Source organism: Vibrio sp. UCD-FRSSP16_30 (genome assembly GCF_001676025.1).
Taxonomy (GTDB): domain Bacteria; phylum Pseudomonadota; class Gammaproteobacteria; order Enterobacterales; family Vibrionaceae; genus Vibrio.
In genome coordinates this window covers 23,736-44,259 of the sequence record NZ_LZFW01000005.1, presented here as the reverse complement: position 1 = coordinate 44,259, position 20,524 = coordinate 23,736, and the positions used below count along the sequence as shown (strand labels likewise).

Below are 20,524 nucleotides of genomic sequence, written 5' to 3'. Positions count from 1 at the left end.
AAAGCCGCTCAGTAATTAACAGCAATCCCTTTGCAGCTATCCAAGTATCGCGTCAACAGAATTAGGATACACTAATGACACATTCAACAACTCCAGCTCAAGAAGCGCAAGATATTGTCGCTCAGTCCGAAACAGGAGCACGAAACCCTGCCGGAATACCGGGGAAAATTCTCTGGTTTGTACCATTATGCTGGTCACTATTTCAGCTATGGTACGCCTCACCACTGCCATTTATTTTCAATTTTGCCATTTTAAACGATACTGAAGCGCGATCTATTCACCTTGCGTTTGCTATCTTCCTTGCTTTTACTGCTTATCCTGCGATGAAAAGATCGCCGCGAGATAGGATTCCCGCTATTGATTGGTTCTTGGCAATATCAGGCAGTTTAGCGGCCGCTTACATTTATCTATTTTACACCCAGTTAGCAGGCCGCTCTGGGGCACCAACCTCTCTTGACGTTGTCAGTGCCGTAATAGGAATGGTGTTACTACTCGAAGCAACACGCCGTGCATTAGGTCCACCTCTGATGGTGGTTGCGGCGATATTCCTTACCTACACCTTTGCTGGCCCACATATGCCAGACGTTATTGCTCACAAAGGCGCAAGCTTAAACAAAGCAATGTCCCATCTGTGGCTAACGACAGAAGGCGTATTTGGGATTGCGTTAGGGGTTTCAACCTCTTTTGTCTTTCTATTTGTACTATTCGGAGCAATGCTAGAGCGTGCCGGAGCAGGTGCTTACTTTATTAAAGTCGCCTTTTCTTTATTGGGCCATATGCGCGGAGGACCAGCCAAAGCTGCGGTTGTCGCTTCTGGACTTTCAGGCTTAGTTTCGGGTTCCTCAATTGCCAATGTTGTAACCACTGGTACCTTTACTATTCCACTGATGAAGCGAGTGGGATTTCCTGGTACAAAAGCGGGCGCAGTAGAAGTGGCTGCATCCACCAATGGTCAGTTGACTCCTCCCATTATGGGCGCGGCTGCCTTTTTGATGGTTGAATATGTCGGGATCTCTTATGTAGAAGTGATTAAAGCGGCGCTACTACCGGCTCTTATCTCCTATATTGCGCTTATCTATATTGTGCACTTAGAGGCGTGTAAAGCAGGTATGCAAGGTCTGCCTCGTCGTCATACTCCAACTAAGTTGCAAAGCCTACTTTCCTTTACCGGTACCATTCTTGGCTTATGCGTGATTAGTGCGGTGGTATATTACGGAATTGGCTGGACTAAAGGTGTATTTGGCGATGCAGCAACCTCTGTTGTAACCGTTATTTTACTGCTTTGTTATGTTGCTCTCGTTCGGGTTTCTTCTCGCTATCAGGAACATGCAGAAATGGATCCTGAGCTGACCGAAATCCCCGATGTCGGACCGACCGTCAAATCGGGACTGCATTTCCTACTTCCTATCGTGGTCTTAGTATGGTGCCTAACTGTGGAACGCTTCTCTCCGGGGCTATCGGCATTTTGGGCAACGGTATTTATGATCTTTATTTTGTTGACCCAACGTCCACTCATGGATCTGTTTAATAAACAAAATAATACAATGGCAGCCTTTAAATTAGGCGTTAATGACTTACTGGAAGCACTGGTTTCTGGCGCAAGGAACATGATAGGCATTGGCGTTGCAACGGCGGCGGCCGGCACCGTGGTTGGTGTGGTGACCCTCACCGGAATTGGTTTGGTTATGACAGACTTTGTGCAGTTCATTTCCGGTGGCAACATTATCATGATGTTACTGTTTACAGCGATCATTAGCTTAGTACTAGGAATGGGGTTGCCAACAACGGCAAACTATATCGTGGTATCAACATTGATGGCTCCAGTGATTGTTACGCTAGGTGCCGCCCACGGACTGATTATACCGCTTATCGCGGTGCATCTATTTGTATTCTATTTTGGTATTTTAGCCGACGATACACCGCCAGTAGGTTTAGCCGCTTTTGCCGCAGCGGCAATTGCTAAATCAGACCCAATTAGAACCGGTATTCAAGGTTTTACCTATGACATACGAACCGCAATCTTGCCGTTTATGTTCGTGTTCAATACCCAATTATTGATGATGGGAATAGACAGTTGGTGGCATTTATTACTGACGGTTTTATCTGCGACAACTGCAATGTTGCTCTTTTCGGCTGCGACACAAGGATGGTGGTTTACCAAGAATAAATGGTGGGAAACCATCGCGTTATTATTGCTGACCTTTACCTTCTTCCGCCCTGGTTTTTGGTGGGATCAAGTCTATCCCGCTAAGATTGAAGTACCGGCAACGCAGATATCAACGGTGGTGCAAGACATGCCTATTGGCCAACCACTAGAGATGCGAGTGGAAGGTGAAACTCTAGACGGTAAGTTCATGAGTAAGACGGTTCGCTTACCTTTTGATGATGACGCAACCACCGCAGAAGATCGTATTTCATCAATGGGATTAATGCTGTCAAAAAGTGCTGATAAAGTCATTATCGATATGGTGGAATTTGGTAGCCCAGCAGAAGCCTCTGGTATTGATTTTGATTGGCAAATAAAACATATCATTCAAAAGGCTGAACGCCCGATGAAAGAATTAGTCTTTATTCCAGCATTGCTATTAGTCATTTTAATGGTCATAAATCAAAAACGTCGCATCGCAAGAGAGTCTATCGTCGCATAGTTTGATTTGGCTCAATGCCCCATACCTCACAGTATGGGGCAATGGCATGACTGAAATATGAAGAGCACTTTCCATGTACAAACAGATCTTAGTTCCCGTAGACCTCAACGAAAAAGGGTTCTGCGATAAAGCATTAAAAGCGGCTGTGTGGCATGCCAAACAAAGCCACGCACAACTGCATTTGCTTAACGTATTACCTGGAATTCACATGTCTATGGTTGCGACTTATTTTCCTAAAGATGCCGTGCAAGATATGAAGAAAGATGTTGAGGCGCAATTACGCGACTTTGCAGATAAGCTTATCGACCCTGAGTTGGTTTACCATATACATATTGCCGAAGGTAAACCTTACTCTACGATTATCGATTATGCCGAAAAACTAGGTGCAGACCTGATTGTGATGCCAAGTCATAAGCGCTCTAAAATTGATAATGTTGTACTAGGTTCAGTGGCAACCAAAGTAGTGCATAACTCTCCTGTTAATGTACTGGTGATTAAGCCACAAGGTTAAGCCATATACAGATAATAAAAAGGGCAGCTAGTACTAACACTAGCTGCCCTTTTTTATTAAGAAGAAATGAACTGGCTGAACAATCAGGGTGAGATCACGAACGTTCTTTGAACAACATCATGTGCATTATAGGAACTAGCTTTTTTGTATGGATTTGTGGCATTGATTTGTGGCATGGATACCACTTGAAGCCATCATGGATGATTTCACGGCGTCTTGTGGAGATGATGGTCATGATTGGCTTATGCATTCACCCTAGCTAAACAACTCGGTTTAATGATTTTCCTTGCATGAAGTGCTCTATATTATTTAATAATATATTTACTAAACTCGTTAATGCCGAGTCACTCCCCCAAGCTACATGTGGGGTGAGCAATAAATTAGGCAAACTAATATTGGCAAGTAGCGGATTGGACTCATCAGCAGGTTCTTGAGTGAAAACATCCACACCCGCACCGGCAATTTGAGCCGACTTTAACGCTTCAACTAAATCAGATTCATTAACCAACCCACCTCTGCCGGCATTGATTAATATTGCAGTAGGCTTCATGAGTGCTAACTCTTTTGCGGCAATGAGATCAGTGGTGGCATCAGTCAAAGGGCAATGTAGCGTCACAATATCAGCTTGTTGTAGCGCACTTTCAAACGAGACATAACCCTCACGAACATCACCACATCCTTTGCGCTCGGCAAAAATCACTTGCATGCCCAATGCACGAGAAAGCGTGGCAACCCCCTCACCTAAGTTACCACTGCCAACAATCGCAATGGTTGACTCTGCGACATCGGTAATAGGATGGGTAAAAAAGCAAAACTGTTTATCGTGCTGCCAAACCCCATTAGCTATATCTTGGTGATAAGCAAACAGGTTGCGTTTTAAAGCAAAGATCATGCTGATAGCGTGCTCTGGTACTGAGCGAGTTGCATATCCTTGAATATTACACACTGCAATATTTTGCGTGCGGCAATACTCTAAATCGACATTATTGGTTCCTGTCGCAGACACCGCGATCAGCTTAATTTTCGGATACTGGCTTAACATCTGAGCATTAAGCTGTACTTTATTGCTAATCACAATATCAGCGTCTTGCAGTCGCTCGGCGAGTTGCTCAGGGGAGGTATAATCATACTCCACCCACTGATGCGGGAAGTTTAATTCTCGAAATTCAATATGCGCAGGAATGGTTGCCTTATCTAAAAAGACAACCTTAGGTAGAGATGATGACATGCGTAATCCTTAGTATTTTAGCGCTTATGCTGAACACTTAAAGCTAGTGCTTAGGCAAAGTTTTATAGTCCGGCAACTCAGGTTCAGCTGAGTAGAGTTCTAATACTAATGGTTTTGCTTGCGGATAAAAGTCGCATGGCACAAACATACTGACTAACTGATTATCTTTTGGGTGATAAAAACTCAGTTCAGTAGAGTGCAGTTGTAATCGGTCTGAAAAGGCTTGCGCCTCACCTTCAGAGTAAAATTCATCACCCACAATCGAATGACCTATTTCACTCATATGCACGCGCAGTTGATGTGAACGTCCTGTAATTGGCAATAGGCGAACAATACAGGTTTTTTCTTCTTGCTGTACTTTCTGATAATCAGTGCGTGAAGGCTTGCCGTCTTGAGTGCATACTTTTTGTCTTGGTCTATTCGGCCAATCACAAATCAGAGGTAAATCGACAATACCTTCTTTTTCTTCTATTTCGCCCCACACACGAGCGTAATACACTTTATGTGTTAGGCGATATTGGAACTGTTTCTTTATGTGTCGCTCTGCCTCTTTAGACAGAGCAAACAGCATTAAACCAGAGGTGGCCATGTCCAAGCGATGCACAACTTGGATCTCAGGATATTCCGCCACAAGGCGACTCCATAAACTGTCGTAATGCTTTTCTTCTCGCCCCGGTACTGACAATAATCCAGCTGGCTTATTGGCTACCAAGATATGTTCATCTTGATACACAATATCTATCCACGGATCTATTGGAGGGCGATACTCAATCATGGCCATAATTTATTTCACTCTAGTTGTGAGAAACAACGATTAGACGCAAAGAATCTAATTGAATTTGAGCTTGTGAGATAAAGCTACCTAGCTCGGTAATCTGTTGCTCAATGGCTTCTACTTCTTCATCACGAATGTTCGGGTTAACTGCTTTTAGTGCCAATAATCTTGCAAGCTCTGCATTGAGGCTGGTTTCCATTTCGGCCTTAGCTTGCTGTTTTACTAGCTCATGCTTAGGCAGTATTTTCTCATCACCTGCCGCAATTAATGCTTGTACTTGCCCTTGAACAGAAGTAACCAATTTACTTGCCATATGACGATTAATCGGACTTAGTTGGCGGTTAAAACTTTCAAACTCAACTTGCGCTGAAAGATCATTACCTTTGCCATCTAACATTAGGCGAATTGGCGTTTGTGGCAAGAATCGTGCGATACCACTGCGTTTTGGTGCTTGGGCATCAACAAGGTATACCAACTCTAAAAGCATGGTGCCTACTGGAAGCGCTTTGTTTTTTAACAAAGAGACCGCTGACGCCCCCACACCTTCACTAAGCAGTAAATCAATACCACCTTGAATCATTGGATGTTCCCAAGACATAAAGTTCATATCTTCACGAGACAAGGCAATATCACGCTCAAAAGTAATGGTTGCGCCGTCATAAGGAAGGCCAGGATAACTTGGCACAAGCATGTGCTCAGAAGGTGTCACAACCAGTGCGTTTTCACCTTTGTCATCTTGATTTAGGCCAATACAATCAAATAAGCTCAAGGCGAAGCTAACAAATTTAGTATCGTTATCTTTAGCTGCAATTTCCTGCACTAAGTCTTGAGCTCGCTCGCCGCCATTAGAATGCATTTCTAATAATCTATCGCGACCATGTTCAAGATCTTGTTTTAACTGCTGATTAATCTTCACTGACTGAGCAATAACATCATCAAGCTCAGAGCAATCACCCGTAGCAATCATCTCAGTTAACTCATAAGAGAACTTCTCGTAGACCGTTCTGCCTGTTGGGCACGTTTCCGCAAACGCATTCAGTCCTTCACTGTACCAGCGAGCCAATACGCTCTGTGAGCTTCCCTCTAAATATGGAACAAAAACATCGATATCTGAGTTTTGCCCAATACGGTCTAAACGACCAATTCGCTGTTCAAGAAGGTCTGGATTAAACGGAAGATCAAACATCACCAGTTGATTAGCAAACTGGAAATTACGACCTTCTGAGCCAATTTCAGAACAGATAAGTACCTGAGCACCACCCTCTTCTTGGGCAAAATAAGCAGCTGCTTTATCTCGTTCAATAATTGACATTCCTTCGTGGAATACCGTCGCTCGGATGCCTTCTCGCTCACGCAATGCTTGCTCTAGCTGTAGTGCAGTTGCCGATCGCGATGCAATCACCAAAATTTTATCTGCACGTTTTTGTTTCACTTTTTCAATCAGCCAATCAACTCGGCTATCAAATTGCCACCATGCGCCGGTATCCCCAAGCTCTTGGAATACTTCTTCAGGATAAAGCATGATGCCCGCTTGTTTATCCAAAGAAAGATCAACATTAAATATCTTCGACACTTTAATTGCGCGAGTATATTGCTCTGGCATCGGCATAGGTAATAAATGAACTCGACGCTCAGGGAAACCTTTTATCGCGGCACGAGTATTACGAAATAGCACTCGCCCTGTACCATGGCGGTCCATCAAGTTGTCTACCAACTCTTGTCTTGCCAGTGCTTGTTGTTCTGGGTGCTGCTGATCCGCAATCGCTTTAAAGATAGGCTCTACGTCTTGCTCTGATAACAGCTCAGTGATTTGATTTTTCGCATCATCTGGTAGTGCTTGTCCAGACAATAACTGACTGACAGCTTCGGCAACCGGTGCGTAGTTTTCTTCTTCGTCGACAAAGCTTTGGTAGTCATAAAAACGGTCAGGATCTAGCAGGCGAAGTCGAGCAAAGTGACTCTCACGGCCTAATTGCTCAGGGGTTGCTGTTAGTAGTAATACCGCAGGAATCTTTGATGCTAAAGACTCTACCGCTAAATACTCTTCACTTGGCGCCTCTAAGCTCCACTCTAGGTGATGAGCTTCATCGACAACTAACAAGTCCCACTGCGCTTCAAGTGCTTGCTGATGGCGTTTAGGGCTGTTTTTAAGAAAGTCTAATGAACACAATACAAATTGCTGAGTATCAAACGGATTGGCAGCATCTGCATAAGCTTCAACACAACGCTCTTCATCAAACACAGAAAAGTGCAGATTAAAGCGGCGCATCATCTCCACCAGCCATTGATGGATTAGAGTTTCAGGAACAACGATAAGAATTCGTTCTGCGCGACCGGCGAGCACCTGTTGGTGGATAATCATACCCGCTTCAATGGTTTTACCCAAACCGACTTCATCAGCAAGTAAAACACGAGGTGCGTGACGACGCCCTACTTCTTGGGCAATAAATAGCTGGTGAGGAATCAAACCTGCACGCATGCCAGTTAGGCCTCGCAATGGGCTTTTATGTTGTTGATACTGGTTATTCAACGCTTGATAGCGCAATACAAAATTGTCCATGCGGTCAATTTGCCCAGTAAATAACTTATCCTGTGGCTTATTAAAGCGAATTTGGTGACTTAGGAAAATTTCACGAAGTTCAATACCTTGCTCATCAGTATCCTCTCGAGTACCTCTATAACAAAGCACGCCTTTTTCTTCGTTCACTTCCTCGACAATCAGTGACCACCCTTCATGGGCTTCGATGGTGTCACCAACAGCAAAAGTAACACGAGTAATTGGAGCATCATTGATAGCATACAGTCGCTCTTCTTCAGAGGCGGCAAACATTAAAGTCACTGTTCGCGCATCAATAGCCACTATAGTTCCTAGTCCTAAATCACTTTCTGTATCACTAATCCAACGTTGACCAATCGCAAATGCCATTCAGCTAATACCCTTTTATAAATTTAACTCTAACAATCATAGAAGAAAACTCGACAAATCAGTCAAAGTTTCCTGTCAGAAAAAGGGCGTCATAATAGTACATCGATGCACTAGGAGCACGTAAAACCTTACGTTTAATGGATATAAATAGTGCAATCTCACTGTCAACGAAATGAAACTAAACTAGGCTTAAAATAGAAGAGGTTATCAATATCAAACTGTGCTCTCTTCATCAGGTTACTATCTGAATTTTGAGATCGCTCTGATACACAACGTCAAATAAGCAAAGGAGACGCTTATGGGTGATAGCGAACGCAAGATTTTTGTATTAGACACCAATATCCTACTTCACGAACCACATGCTATTTATTCCTTTCATGAACACGACGTCGTCATTCCGATGACAGTATTAGAAGAACTAGACCGAATTAAAGACAGCAAACGAGATGTAGCACACGATGCGCGTGTTGCGATACGAACCTTAGAAGATATTTTTCGGGAAGCGACGCCTGATCAGATATCTGAAGGTATTCGCTTTCACAACGAAAATCACGTAGGCGGCACTTTATCAATACTGGCAGACTTTGAGTTGCAAGAAACCGTTAAAGCTTTTGCTGATAAGGCGGGTGACAACCGCATCTTAAACGCGGTTATTTACCTGCAAAATAAACGCTCACCGAGAGAAGTGGTACTCGTCACTAAAGACATCAATATGCGCCTAAGAGCAAAAGGTGCCGGGGTGCGACACGTTGAAGATTACCGCACTGATCAGCTCATTGATGATGTGCAGTATCTCACTAAAGGTTTTACTCAATACGAGGGATCTTTTTGGGATAAAGTGGATGAAGTTAATTCCATTGCTTTAGCGGGTAAAGCGCATCATCTCATTAATCAGTCAGTCATTGAGATGCCTTATATCAATCAATATATCCTCGACTCTGATAGTGACTTTGCCGCTCGCATTACCGACATCAACGCAGAGTCCATCACTTTAAAAGATCTCAGCTGCGACAAAATGATGAACCGCCGCGCGTGGGATATAAAACCGAAAAACATCTACCAAGGCATGGCCCTAGATGCACTGATGGATCCGGATATCGACCTAGTCATCTTAACCGGTGCAGCCGGTAGTGGTAAAACCCTATTAGCAATGGCCGCAGCACTTGAACAAACCGTCGAATATAAGATGTTTGATAAAATCATTGTGACTCGCAATACCCCAGATATTGGTGAGTCCATTGGTTTTTTACCGGGCAATGAAGAAGAAAAAATGCTGCCTTGGCTGGCGGCGGTGACCGATACGCTCGAGGCATTACATAAAAACGATCACTGCACTGAAGGCTCTTTGCGTTACATCTGCGAGAAAGCCAATATTCAGTTTAAGTCGATTAACTTTATGCGTGGACGCTCTATTCAAAATGCGTTTGTATTGCTTGATGAATGCCAGAACTTAACCGCCTCACAAATCAAAACCATCATTACTCGATGCGGTGAAGGGACTAAAATTGTCTGTTCAGGAAATCTTGCGCAGATCGATTCGGCTTATTTAACGCCGGTAACATCAGGGCTGACTTATATGGTGGAGCGTTTTAAAAACTTTGAAGGTTCCGCTAACGTGCACCTCAATGGTGTGGTTCGCAGTCGCTTAGCTGAATTTGCAGAGGAAAATCTTTAATACTAATCACGGTAAGTAAAAATAACGCCAGCATTCCTGCTGGCGTTGTTTATTCGCTATTTAAACCATTATTTAGAACCCTGATTTAAAAACATAATTGCTACTGACGCCTATCGTAACCCCAAGGCTGCACGAGATCCTGACTGATCCCAACATGATCAAGTACTCGCGCCACCATAAAGTTAACCAGATCATCAATTGATTGTGGTTGATGATAAAAGCCGGGAGCTGCGGGCATAATGGTTGCCCCCATTTTTGAAAGCTTGAGCATATTTTCTAAATGCAAAGTAGAGAACGGCGTTTCTCGAACCACAAGAATCAGCTGACCGCGCTCTTTTAATACCACATCTGCTGCTCGCTCAATAAGATTGTCAGACATACCATGCGCAATAGAAGCAAGGCTACCGGCAGAACACGGACAAACAATCATTTGTTTTGGCGCAGCCGATCCAGAAGCCACTGGCGAAAACCAGTCTTCTTTTCCGCACACCACCAGCTGTGAGTCATCACAACCCAAATACTCGACCAGTGTCGCTTTAATCGCATCAGGACCACTAGGCAGTTTAAGATTGTGCTCAGTGGCCAATACCACTCTAGCGGCTGACGAAACCAAAAAATACACACGATAGTCTGCCTGTAAAAGCTTTTTGAGCAATGCCAATCCATACGGCGCGCCAGAAGCCCCCGTCATCGCTAAGGTAATACTCTTTTGTTGCGTCTTATCCTGCGTCTTGTCTTGCATTAGTTCCCTGCTACTTGTAGTGCGTTTAATAGCTTAGTATGAATACCTTCAAAACCGCCATTACTCATAATTAGAATTTGATCCCCTGCTTGAGATTCTTTGACTAGCTCTGCAACGATGTCATCAACCGATCGGGATGTAAAAGTCGCTTGCGAACATTGTTGGGCAATATCATCCACTGACCAGTCAATGTTGTCGGGTTGGTAAAGATAAACTTTATCCGCGGCAACTAAAGAGGCGGCTAAAGTCTGTTTATGCACACCCATTTTCATGGTGCTCGATCTTGGCTCTAATACTGCCAGAATTCTCTGCTCACCCACTTTGTTACGCAAGCCGCCTAAAGTGAGCTTAATGGCGGTTGGGTGATGGGCAAAATCATCATAAACCGTAATACCGCCAACTTCACCTTTAAGCTCAAGACGACGTTTAGTGTTGATAAAACGCCCCAGTGCTTCACACGCTAGGTCAGCAACAACCCCTACATGACGCGCAGCTGCAATCGCCATCAAAGCATTATTGACGTTATGATCACCGACTAAATCCCAATTAACTTCACCAACTTTTTGCAGCTCAAAGTACACTTCAAAATGACTGCCATCGGCTTTCAATTTATTGGCTTGCCAATCTTTGTGGGAAAACTCTGTTTCACTCCAACAACCTCGAGATAACACATCGTTTAATGCCACATCATCTGACGGTGCAAAAATACGCCCATTGCTTGGCACGGTTCGCACTAGATGATGGAACTGACGTTTAATCGCTTCTAAGTCATCAAAAATATCAGCATGATCAAATTCAAGATTGTTCATGACCAGTGTACGTGGATGGTAATGCACAAACTTAGAACGTTTATCAAAGAAAGCGCTGTCGTATTCATCCGCCTCTACGACAAAAAACATGCTATCGCCTAGGCGAGCTGATTGTCCAAAATTACCCAGTACGCCGCCGACAAGAAAGCCAGGTTCATAACCACACGCCTCTAATACCCACGACAGCATACTGGCTGTCGTGGTTTTACCATGAGTACCCGCAACCGCCAGCACCCAACGATCATGCAATAAGAACTCTTGTAACCACTGAGGTCCAGATGTGTAGCGCAAATTATTGTCTAAAACATACTCAACACATGGGTTACCGCGGCTCATTGCATTGCCAATGACCACAAGATCAGGACGAGGCTCTAGTTGCTTCGGATCATAGCCTTGAATTATCTCAACACCTTCCGATTCAAGAAGTGTACTCATCGGAGGGTAAACGTTTGCGTCACTGCCTGTTACTTTGTGCCCAAGTTGCTTTGCCAATACCGCAGCACCTCCCATGAAGGTGCCACAAACGCCAAGTATATGAATATGCATAGAATTCTCGCTATCTTTGTGAGGCGACTAAAGTTTTAGGCTCGCCAATAAGCCTTATAATCTAATTTTACCCAGATTTTCGACATGAACACATACAATTTGGAACGATTAAAGTCAGAAAACTGTGAAATAGATCAATTAGTTTTCGTGCCATAATATGTTTTGTGCTGTATATTTGGCTAAAAAAAGAACTTGTCATACAAATAAACGGAATCCCCCATGTCCAATTTAAGAACGTTAGGTGAATTTATCGTAGAGAAGCAAAATGACTTCCCTGCGGCTAGTGGTGAATTATCGTCATTACTATCTTCTATTAGTCTTGCTGCTAAGATTGTCCACCGTGAAATCAATAAAGCTGGCTTAGTTGATATTACTGGTGCTGCTGGCGCTGAAAATATCCAAGGTGAAGCACAACAAAAACTTGATGTACTTGCAAATGACACGTTTAAAAGTGCCCTAGAAGCTCGCGACCAAGTTTGTGGTATTGCAAGTGAAGAAGAAGACGAAGCGGTTTCTTTCGCTAGTGCACGAAACCTAAATGCTAAATATGTAGTATTAATGGACCCACTAGATGGTTCAAGCAACATTGATGTGAACGTATCTGTAGGTACTATTTTCTCTATCTACCGTCGTATTTCACCAATTGGATCACCAACAGAAAAAGAAGATTACCTACAACCTGGTACTGAGCAAGTCGCATCTGGCTACGTGATTTACGGTTCTTCTACTATGCTAGTTTACACAACGGGTGCTGGTGTTCACGGCTTCACATACGACCCATCTATTGGCGTATTCTGTTTATCTCATGAGAGCATGACCATCCCTAATGAAGGCAAGGTTTACTCTATCAATGAAGGTAACTACGTAAAATTCCCACTTGGTGTTAAAAAATACATCAAATACTGCCAAGAAGAAGATACTCCAACAAACCGTCCGTACACTTCACGTTACATCGGTTCATTGGTATCTGACTTCCACAGAAACTTGCTAATGGGTGGTATCTTCCTATACCCAAGTACTCGCTCTTACCCTATGGGTAAACTGCGTCTTCTTTATGAATGTAACCCAATGGCATTCTTAATGGAGCAAGCTGGTGGTCGAGCAACTGACGGCGAAAAACGCATCATGGAAGTTAAACCAACAGAATTACATCAACGTGTACCATTCTTTGTTGGCTCTAACGCTATGATTGAAACGCTGCATGGTTTCATCGAACAAAACCCTGACCAATACTAATCTACGGTCTGTTTGACCCAAATTAGTTTATCAGTATCAAAGCCAAGCTCTTTTGCTTGGCTTTTAAATTTCTGCTTAATCTCATCACTGATGGTCGGCGTTCGAGAAAGAAGCCATAAGTAAGAATGATCTGGACCCGAAACAAAAGCATAATCGTAATTGTCCTGCTCTAATTCAAATACGATATATGAGCCATAAAAGGGACCAAAAAATGATACTTTCAAGTAACCTGAATCAGTAGAATCAACAAAATAAGCCTTACCTTCAGCATCACTCCATTCATTGTCTTTTGTCGAATACCCTCGATTTAATACCCGAACACCACCATCATCTCGCATTGAATATTGAGCGGACACCTCTGTCATACCTCGCTCAAAAGAGTGATCTAAACGCGCAATTTCATACCATTGACCTAAATATCGGTCTAATTGAAAATTACTCACGGGTGTCACTTGCTCTGGCTTACCAACGCAACCCCAAAGAACAAAACTACTCAATAGTACGAGCATCCATTTCATTACAACATCCTTGTATTATATCAACCGCAATCAGTGGTCAGTTACGTAAATTCCAATCTCCAGATTCAATCGCCTTACCTGACTCCGTGCCTTGATAAATATAAATCCATGCTTCTCCAAAGGTGGTTTCTATCGTTTCTCGTCGATACTCAATGGGAATATCTTCAAGAATATCAAGCTTAGCTAGCACATCATCTGTAATCCGATAGACCTCTCCTGTGATGCTATCGTAGCCTTCGACTAATCCGGGAAAGGCGCTAAAGTCGTACAACGTATATTGCGGTGGAGTCTCATACAAACCAAGTAATTCGCTACCTTGCAAAAGGAAGTGGTTTGCTTCACCTTGCCTTAAGGTTCCATAAACAAAAACTAAATGCTGCATACCATCATCCTGTGTTATAGCTAATCAAATTCAAACTGATATAACAGGTCTACTGCGCTATCTGTGCCTGATACTAATTCTAGGTAAAGATCTTTCATTAAACGATAGCGGAAAGTAAATTCACCGATAGATTCAAATATTCCGACCCCGTACTTCACTTGCAATCCAGGTAGAATATAGCCACTCACCGTAACTTGAGAATCATCACCACTGCCTGCGGTATCCAATTGCAGATCGCTAACACCGAAAGCCTCACCAATTTCGCCCACTACTCGGCCACTTTTTGCCAAGCTTAAGCCAATAAGGGCGGTTGTCATGGCATTACCACCGGAATCACTATCGATATCCTGTCCTCGTAAAATATAAGACAGCGCATTTGCTTGTGGCATCGATGGCTCTGAAAACACTTCGATATTCGGTTCATCGGCAGGGCCTGTGACCTTAATACCAGCAATAACATCATCTTCTGTATTGTCAGGGTTTCGAATGGCTTTAATGGATAGATAAGGAAGATCGGCAGGGCCATTAAACAGCACTTTGCCTTCTTCTATTAATAGGTCTTGACCAAACGAGCGATACTTACCGTCAACGATATTCACCTCGCCTAAAATAAACGGTGCATTGTTCTTTTGAGAAACATTAATCTCACCAACAAGACCACCTTTCAAGCCAAATGCACTCAATAAGAAGTCATTACCGATAATCACGTTGATGTCAGTTTTGATCTTGAATGGGAACTTGGAGCTCTCTTCTAACGGTTTAAGATCTTTATCTACAATGACTTCATCTGAAGAAACAGAAATGGCTGATGGCGGAAGTTCTTCAACGGTAATTCTTCCCCAAGGCAGTCGGACTTTACCTTTCACATCAATCAAACCGGGCGTTACCGCAACATTGATATCAGGCTCTACTTTGGCCTTAACCATAGGCGGAACTTCAACAAGCAACTGATCAGCCGATATATTAAGGTTGGCAGCCCAATTTTCGATATCACGCCAGTCACCGTCACCATTCATTAATAGATCCCCTTCTTGGGTCTCTATTTTGGCATCCAAGTCACCTTGATAACCGGAAAATTTAGCAATAAGTTGCCCTCCGGTAACGTCAATTGGGGTTACATCACCGGTTGCAATAATATGCTCTACTCGGAAATCCCCAAATATCTGAGGCTTTTTAACTGGGCCTTTTAGTTTAATATCAGAGTTGATATCGGCTTCAACTTGGCTGAACTCCCCAAACAATGGCGCCAGCATACCCAAGGTGATTTGTTGCAATTGGATACGCGCATCAATTTGCTTGTTCTCTTTAGAAACTTTGTCTAACTCGACTCGACCTAGAACATCACCATTATCGGTAAAATCAATATTCCAGTTGGCTTTTAAGTCATCTTTAATCAAACTTGCATCAAAGTTGACCTGATTCCAGCCAACAACTAATGGGCGATCTAAATGCTGTGTCACACTGCCCTCTGGCAGCTTAACTTTCATCTCTACTTCTGGTAAGGCATTCGGCGACCATTTTGCTCTTACATTGGCATCGACCTTACCTACTAAGGAAATATCTTTAGGTAAAAGAGTACTTACCTGAGAAAAGTTAAAGTGTTGAATGCTGGCAAATACTTCTCCTGATTGTCCTGCTTTAACGTCTTTATCTAGACACAATTTAGAATCAGCCTGTAACCAGCAATGCGCTTCTACAAAGGCTATCTGAGTATCGCCGTCATAAGAAAGTTTAGGGCTATGATCGACAACCCACTCACCCTGAACAGTAGTTAAACTGGCATCTTCTAATTGACCCTGCCATTTCAACCCTGGTTTGGTTTGTAGGCTACCAGAAATACTAAATCCGCCTTGAACGACATCAGAATCAACACTAAACGAAGCTCGATGATCTTGCTGAGAACCACTAAAGCTAAACTCACTGCGTTTTACTTTTTGTTCAAGATGATCAACACCTTCAACCACAAGATCTAAGCTGCCCTTAGGAGCCGGCAGTGGACTCACATCCCCTTGTAATGAGATGGAAGCAACGCTCAATTGATCAAGCCAAGCTATTTTAGTTGCCGTTAAATCGGTAATAATTTCCGGAGTAGCAAATGCGCCTCTCACTTTAATTAAGCCAATCGCACGACCACTTACATCCGGAACCGTATTTTTAATTTCAGGAATATCAATCTTAGTGTTGATATTCCAATCTTCATTCAAATTACCTGAGACCTGAATTTTATTCTGACCATGAGCGATGACCATACCCGGAGTATTGACACGAAAATCGCCTTTTCCAGAGATGTCTTTTGCCTGCAACACACCATTAATATTAAGTGGGTAGTTACGGAAAATACCATCGATATCAAGATGCGAAAGCTCAACCTCCCAGCCACCCGCCTCCGGTAAACGTCCAGTAGTGATTAAGTTGCCACTAATGTCACCTTCTGCTTGAGGCCAATAACTTCCTGGCTGAATGTGCTCGAGATTTAACTCAGCCTGCCAATTAATTGGCGCGGCCCAATTGGCTAATACACTGCCTTTAATTGCGCCTTTGAGAGTCTCAACATCAATATGTTTTAACTGAATTTGTTCTAAGTTACCTTCGCCATCCACAGACAAATTAACATCTGGAATTTGCTTACCTTGCGCCGCAGCAATTAAATCTAAGTCGTATTGATTTAATATTCCTTTCGCCTGTAAGGTATCAATTTGCGCTTTATAATCAGCTTCTCCGCGCAATGGCCACTGCACTTTTGCTTTACTTAAATTGATATCAAAAGGTAATGCAGGATCAAGTAACTGCAACTTCGCATCAATATCAGCGACAATAAGGTCTCTCAAGCCTGCATCTAGGGTGAGATCAGCAACACTTCCCTCTGCATTTAAAGACACTGACTGCCCTGCTAGCGTGGTTTGTTTCACTTTAGCGCTAGCATCAACCGTTAATGCATAGTCACCTTTTAGCTGGGCATTACCTTTCAAGTTAACATCGGCAATCGGCATGGCTAATTCAAACTGCTCGATATTGACATTATTACCTTGCGCTGAAGCGACTAAATGCGCTCTATCTATCTGAACATCAGGGGATGACAATTGAAAATCTGTCACTGTGATGTCTTGTATGTTGATGCTTAAAGGTATCCAGATTTCAGGTAACACAATCTTGCTACTGATAGCATCAGTAGACGTTTGTGAGGTTTCATTTGCGGCTTGTTGCTTTTGAGTAAGCGGTTCTTGTTCTGACGCCGCTAGATCTTGTTGTTTGGTTGAGGGATCAGGTTTAGCCGAAGGCTCTGATTTAGCTGAGGGCTCCTGCTCCTGATTGGTTGCAAGGCTAACTCTGGCACCCTCAAAACGAGTTGGGCTTAACGTTAAGCCACCAAAGCGCATTTGCGCGCCAGTTTCAAAGGTTTGCCAAGCAACTTTGTTACCTAACACATCCAAATTAATTTTATTTAAGTACAGCCTCTCAACTTTAACCCCTAAGCCAAAAGGTAATGACACACTGCGGATAGGTTCGCTGACTTCATCGACAGGTTCTTCAGTAGGCGGAAGATCGGTAAGAGAAAAATTAGCACCTTCAATCCCTAACGTTTTAATACACACTTGAAGCTCTATAAGACAATGTAACTGTATGTCCATTTCAAGCTTGTCAGCTTTTAATTTGCTGGATAAAGCAGGGTTATCATAGCCAATGCCATACAATTGAAAGTCCGTTAATAAAGCACCTTCGGTACGGTCAACCGTCAATTCAGGAACGACCTTCTCCGCCCCCCAAAGAATGCTATTTAAGCCAGGATTGGTGAACAGTAAGCCCCAAAGCAATAAGAGTATAAGCAAGATAAGCGCAATAACGCCCAAAGAAATATGGGTCAAGGTCCATAAAATACGACGCCATAGAGGACGTTTTTTCTTATCTTTTGATTTGGTTTTCTTTGTTTTTAATGTGGCTTTTGATTCAGAGACAGCTTTGCCGGTCGTAACGCTATCGACTGCTTTTTCTTCACTGCGTTGCACGTCTTTATTCATTACAACTCCGGACCTAAACCAAAGTGAATTTGGAACTTATCAGTTCCTTCATCAGCATCTAAACCAAAGGCAAAATCCAATCTCACAGGGCCAACAGGTGAAGCCCAGCGAATACCGACACCCGTACCGGTTTTCCATAAAGGCGTTTCATTCCATGCATCACCATAGTCAACAAAAGTCGCCAGCCACCAATCTCCATAAACTCGATATTGGTACTCTAAGCTGGTTGTTGCCATAAACTTTGCCCCCGTTAGCTTATCTTGACCATCTTTAGGGGAGATCGACTCGTATTTATAGCCACGTAGGTTGTTATCACCACCAGCAAAGAAACGTAAAGAAGGAGGTAGATCAAATACAGATTCGGTAAAGTTAGCACCGCCGCCAATATAGAAAATGCCACGATGATTCTTTTTATAACTTCTAATCCAAGTGGTGCGACCTAATACACGTAATACTCTTGCTTCGGAAAAAAGGGCAGGATCGCCATACTCAAAGGTGATTGATTGCTTATCTCCCCATGTAGGCATGGGACCACCTCGAGTTCGTGTCTTAGAAAACGAAATACCAGGTAACAGCATAGTAAACTGATCGTCTTGAGCTCCCTGCGTAAAGTCTTCATTTAACAGGCGAATAAATAGTGTACGATGCCAACCACTATCGAGCTCCCAGTGCCTTTCTAGACCTAAGCTAGACTCTAAACTGGTAGTATCGTTATTATCTAAATACTTCATACCGTATTGAATACGATAATATTCACGAAGCACATCCTCTAAGGGAATTTTATAACCCACAACAATTTGCTGCTCTGGTTTAGATAAGACAAAGCTGCTATCAAAACTATGCCCTTGAGCATTGAGCCATGGCCTTCTCCAACTCAAAGACCCTCTAACACCAACATCGGTTGAGTAACCAATACCGGTCTCCACTTGATGTCGAGATTGAGGTGAAAGCTGAATGGTCATTGGCAACTCTCGATTACCATCACCCACCTGACTCAAGTCAGGTTCAACATAGACCGTTGAAAACCAAGATGTACTTGATAGGTTTTGGTTAAGCAAACCAATTTTACTTGCCGAATAGGGATCGCCTTGCTTAAAGGGGATTAAAGAATAAACCCTGTCTTCTTCTATTTGAGAACCGGATATTTTGGTTGGACCAAATCGATATCGAATGCCACTTTCATAGTGTAAATGGATAAAGGCTTTGTTCAGTTCAGGGGCAATTTCCAAACGAGTAACACTAAAATCTCCCTCAAAATAGCCACGTTTCAATGCTAGGTTACGTAACCCAGATTTAAGGGCATCATAATCACCGTGACTTAAAACCACGCCTGGTTTTAAATTGCTCGCTTGAACAAGCGCGATAAACTGTGGGTCTTGCTCTGCTTCACCGCTTATCTCAATATCCAAAGTATCGATAATAACGGGATCGCCTAATTCAACATCTACATTGAGTGTTTGTTCATCGTCACTGACTGTAAACTTAAAAATAGGATGGTAATAACCCAGCGCTCTAACAGCATCGGTAATGCTGTCTTCAATACGGGATTGAAAACGAAGAGAGGTAGAGTATTCTTCCTCGGGAATGGCAGACAGGTACGCATCAACGTTATCTTCGACCTTACCAGAAAGTCCATTAACATTGAGGGTAGCTTCGGCTTGACTCATTTGGCTAAAAACCAAAAGGACAAAAGCGATAAATATCCGTATTACGCGTTGATTCATTATTTAATTGTTACTGTACTTCCTGTAACGAAACAGAGGTATAGCCAGAAAATTTCCCCATGGGTCGACTAAGTAGTATAAAGGATTGATCCACGATACAAAATTCAAAAAAACACTTACTTTTGCTAGGAGAGCACATGTTTGACAAACAAACGATGATTTCAGAGAAAGATGCACTTCCAGGCCGAACAAATCCTATTGAAAATTTGGGTCTGCACTTTATTAACCAAACAGTTTTAACTGCACCTCCTGCAGAAGGTTATCAGCAAATTTCACTTGGTTTAGGTTGTTTTTGGGGCGCAGAACAACTCTTCTGGAATACCCCCGGTGTTATTTCTACATCTGTTGGCTATACCGGTGGTTATACTCCAAACCCAACTTATGAAGAAGTTTGCTCAGGACAAACTGGGCACACTGAAGTTGTTAAAGTTATCTACGATCCTACACAAATCTCGTTAGATACATTACTACAGATCTTTTGGGAAAAGCACGATCCTACTCAAGGAATGCGTCAAGGAAATGACACGGGAACACAATATCGTTCTGCTATTTATACTTATAGTAGTGAACAAAATATTCTCGCAGAAGCATCACAGCATAAGTATCAACAACTACTTAATCAGTCAGGAAAGTCCTTTATTACTACAGAAATATCACCTGCCAAAACTTATTATTTTGCTGAACTGTATCATCAACAGTATTTGGCAAAGAATCCGGATGGCTACTGTGGAATTGGTGGCACAGGAGTCTGCTTTCCCGCACAAAATAACTAATGATAGATGTGAACT

Annotated in this window: 14 protein-coding genes; 5 read left to right on the top strand and 9 right to left on the bottom strand. The window is 42.9% G+C overall.

What is annotated here, in order from left to right; genetic code table 11:
- The first annotated feature begins 74 nt into the window (after positions 1-74).
- Entirely contained in the window at positions 75-2,648 is a 2,574-nt protein-coding gene (locus A9260_RS04425; RefSeq protein WP_068696599.1) for a TRAP transporter permease, read from the top strand.
- Positions 2,649-2,721: 73 nt separating this feature from the next.
- Complete coding sequence (locus tag A9260_RS04420; protein ID WP_068696597.1) at positions 2,722-3,159, top strand: universal stress protein; 438 nt, start codon at positions 2,722-2,724, stop codon at positions 3,157-3,159.
- Between the two features lie 259 nt (positions 3,160-3,418).
- Here the strand turns inward: A9260_RS04420 and A9260_RS04415 are convergent, their stop codons facing one another.
- From A9260_RS04415 to rapA, 3 genes are read right to left on the bottom strand one after another with little or no spacing between them, the layout of a single operon-like run.
- Positions 3,419-4,387: a D-2-hydroxyacid dehydrogenase gene (locus tag A9260_RS04415; protein WP_068696595.1), complete on the bottom strand. Its 969-nt coding sequence runs from the start codon at positions 4,385-4,387 to the stop codon at positions 3,419-3,421.
- A gap of 43 nt (positions 4,388-4,430) precedes the next feature.
- Positions 4,431-5,168: a bifunctional tRNA pseudouridine(32) synthase/23S rRNA pseudouridine(746) synthase RluA gene (gene rluA / locus A9260_RS04410; protein ID WP_068696593.1), complete on the bottom strand. Its 738-nt coding sequence runs from the start codon at positions 5,166-5,168 to the stop codon at positions 4,431-4,433.
- Positions 5,169-5,181: 13 nt separating this feature from the next.
- Positions 5,182-8,088 carry an RNA polymerase-associated protein RapA gene (rapA, locus tag A9260_RS04405; RefSeq protein WP_068696591.1) on the bottom strand — a complete coding sequence of 969 codons (2,907 nt, stop codon included), beginning with the start codon at positions 8,086-8,088 and terminating at the stop codon, positions 5,182-5,184.
- Positions 8,089-8,386: 298 nt separating this feature from the next.
- Between rapA and A9260_RS04400 the strand changes: the two genes are divergently transcribed.
- Complete coding sequence (locus tag A9260_RS04400; RefSeq protein ID WP_068696589.1) at positions 8,387-9,763, top strand: PhoH family protein; 1,377 nt, start codon at positions 8,387-8,389, stop codon at positions 9,761-9,763.
- A 100-nt stretch (positions 9,764-9,863) separates the two neighbouring features.
- On the opposite strand, the gene A9260_RS04395 is transcribed toward A9260_RS04400, so the two are convergent.
- Together A9260_RS04395 and mpl are read right to left on the bottom strand one after the other, a co-directional pair.
- Positions 9,864-10,505, bottom strand: coding sequence for a flavin prenyltransferase UbiX (locus A9260_RS04395; protein ID WP_068696587.1), 642 nt, complete (start codon positions 10,503-10,505; stop codon positions 9,864-9,866).
- Positions 10,505-11,860 carry a UDP-N-acetylmuramate:L-alanyl-gamma-D-glutamyl-meso-diaminopimelate ligase gene (mpl, locus tag A9260_RS04390; RefSeq protein ID WP_068696585.1) on the bottom strand — a complete coding sequence of 452 codons (1,356 nt, stop codon included), beginning with the start codon at positions 11,858-11,860 and terminating at the stop codon, positions 10,505-10,507. The genes A9260_RS04395 and mpl overlap by 1 nt, the downstream gene beginning before the upstream one ends.
- Positions 11,861-12,079: 219 nt before the next feature.
- Here mpl and fbp point away from each other — a divergent pair, with 219 nt between their 5' ends.
- Positions 12,080-13,096 carry a class 1 fructose-bisphosphatase gene (gene fbp / locus A9260_RS04385; RefSeq protein ID WP_068696582.1) on the top strand — a complete coding sequence of 339 codons (1,017 nt, stop codon included), beginning with the start codon at positions 12,080-12,082 and terminating at the stop codon, positions 13,094-13,096.
- Here fbp and A9260_RS04380 read toward each other — a convergent pair.
- Genes A9260_RS04380 through tamA form a run of 4 tightly spaced genes read right to left on the bottom strand, consistent with a single transcriptional unit; the run spans position 13,093 to position 19,736 of the window.
- Positions 13,093-13,614, bottom strand: a complete 522-nt coding sequence (locus tag A9260_RS04380; RefSeq protein WP_068696580.1) for a lipocalin family protein — start codon at positions 13,612-13,614, stop codon at positions 13,093-13,095. The genes fbp and A9260_RS04380 overlap by 4 nt on opposite strands.
- Positions 13,615-13,651: 37 nt before the next feature.
- Complete coding sequence (locus A9260_RS04375; protein WP_068696578.1) at positions 13,652-13,996, bottom strand: gamma-glutamylcyclotransferase family protein; 345 nt, start codon at positions 13,994-13,996, stop codon at positions 13,652-13,654.
- 20 nt (positions 13,997-14,016) lie between these two features.
- A complete protein-coding gene (gene tamB / locus A9260_RS04370) occupies positions 14,017-18,012 on the bottom strand; it encodes an autotransporter assembly complex protein TamB (protein WP_082957054.1) in 3,996 nt (1,331 codons plus the stop codon).
- Positions 18,012-19,736 (bottom strand): autotransporter assembly complex protein TamA, encoded by a 1,725-nt coding sequence (gene tamA, locus A9260_RS04365; RefSeq protein WP_068696576.1) that lies wholly within the window; start codon positions 19,734-19,736, stop codon positions 18,012-18,014. The genes tamB and tamA overlap by 1 nt, the downstream gene beginning before the upstream one ends.
- Before the next feature lie 137 nt (positions 19,737-19,873).
- Between tamA and msrA the strand changes: the two genes are divergently transcribed.
- Positions 19,874-20,509, top strand: coding sequence for a peptide-methionine (S)-S-oxide reductase MsrA (gene msrA / locus A9260_RS04360; RefSeq protein WP_068696574.1), 636 nt, complete (start codon positions 19,874-19,876; stop codon positions 20,507-20,509).
- Positions 20,510-20,524: the final 15 nt, after the last annotated feature.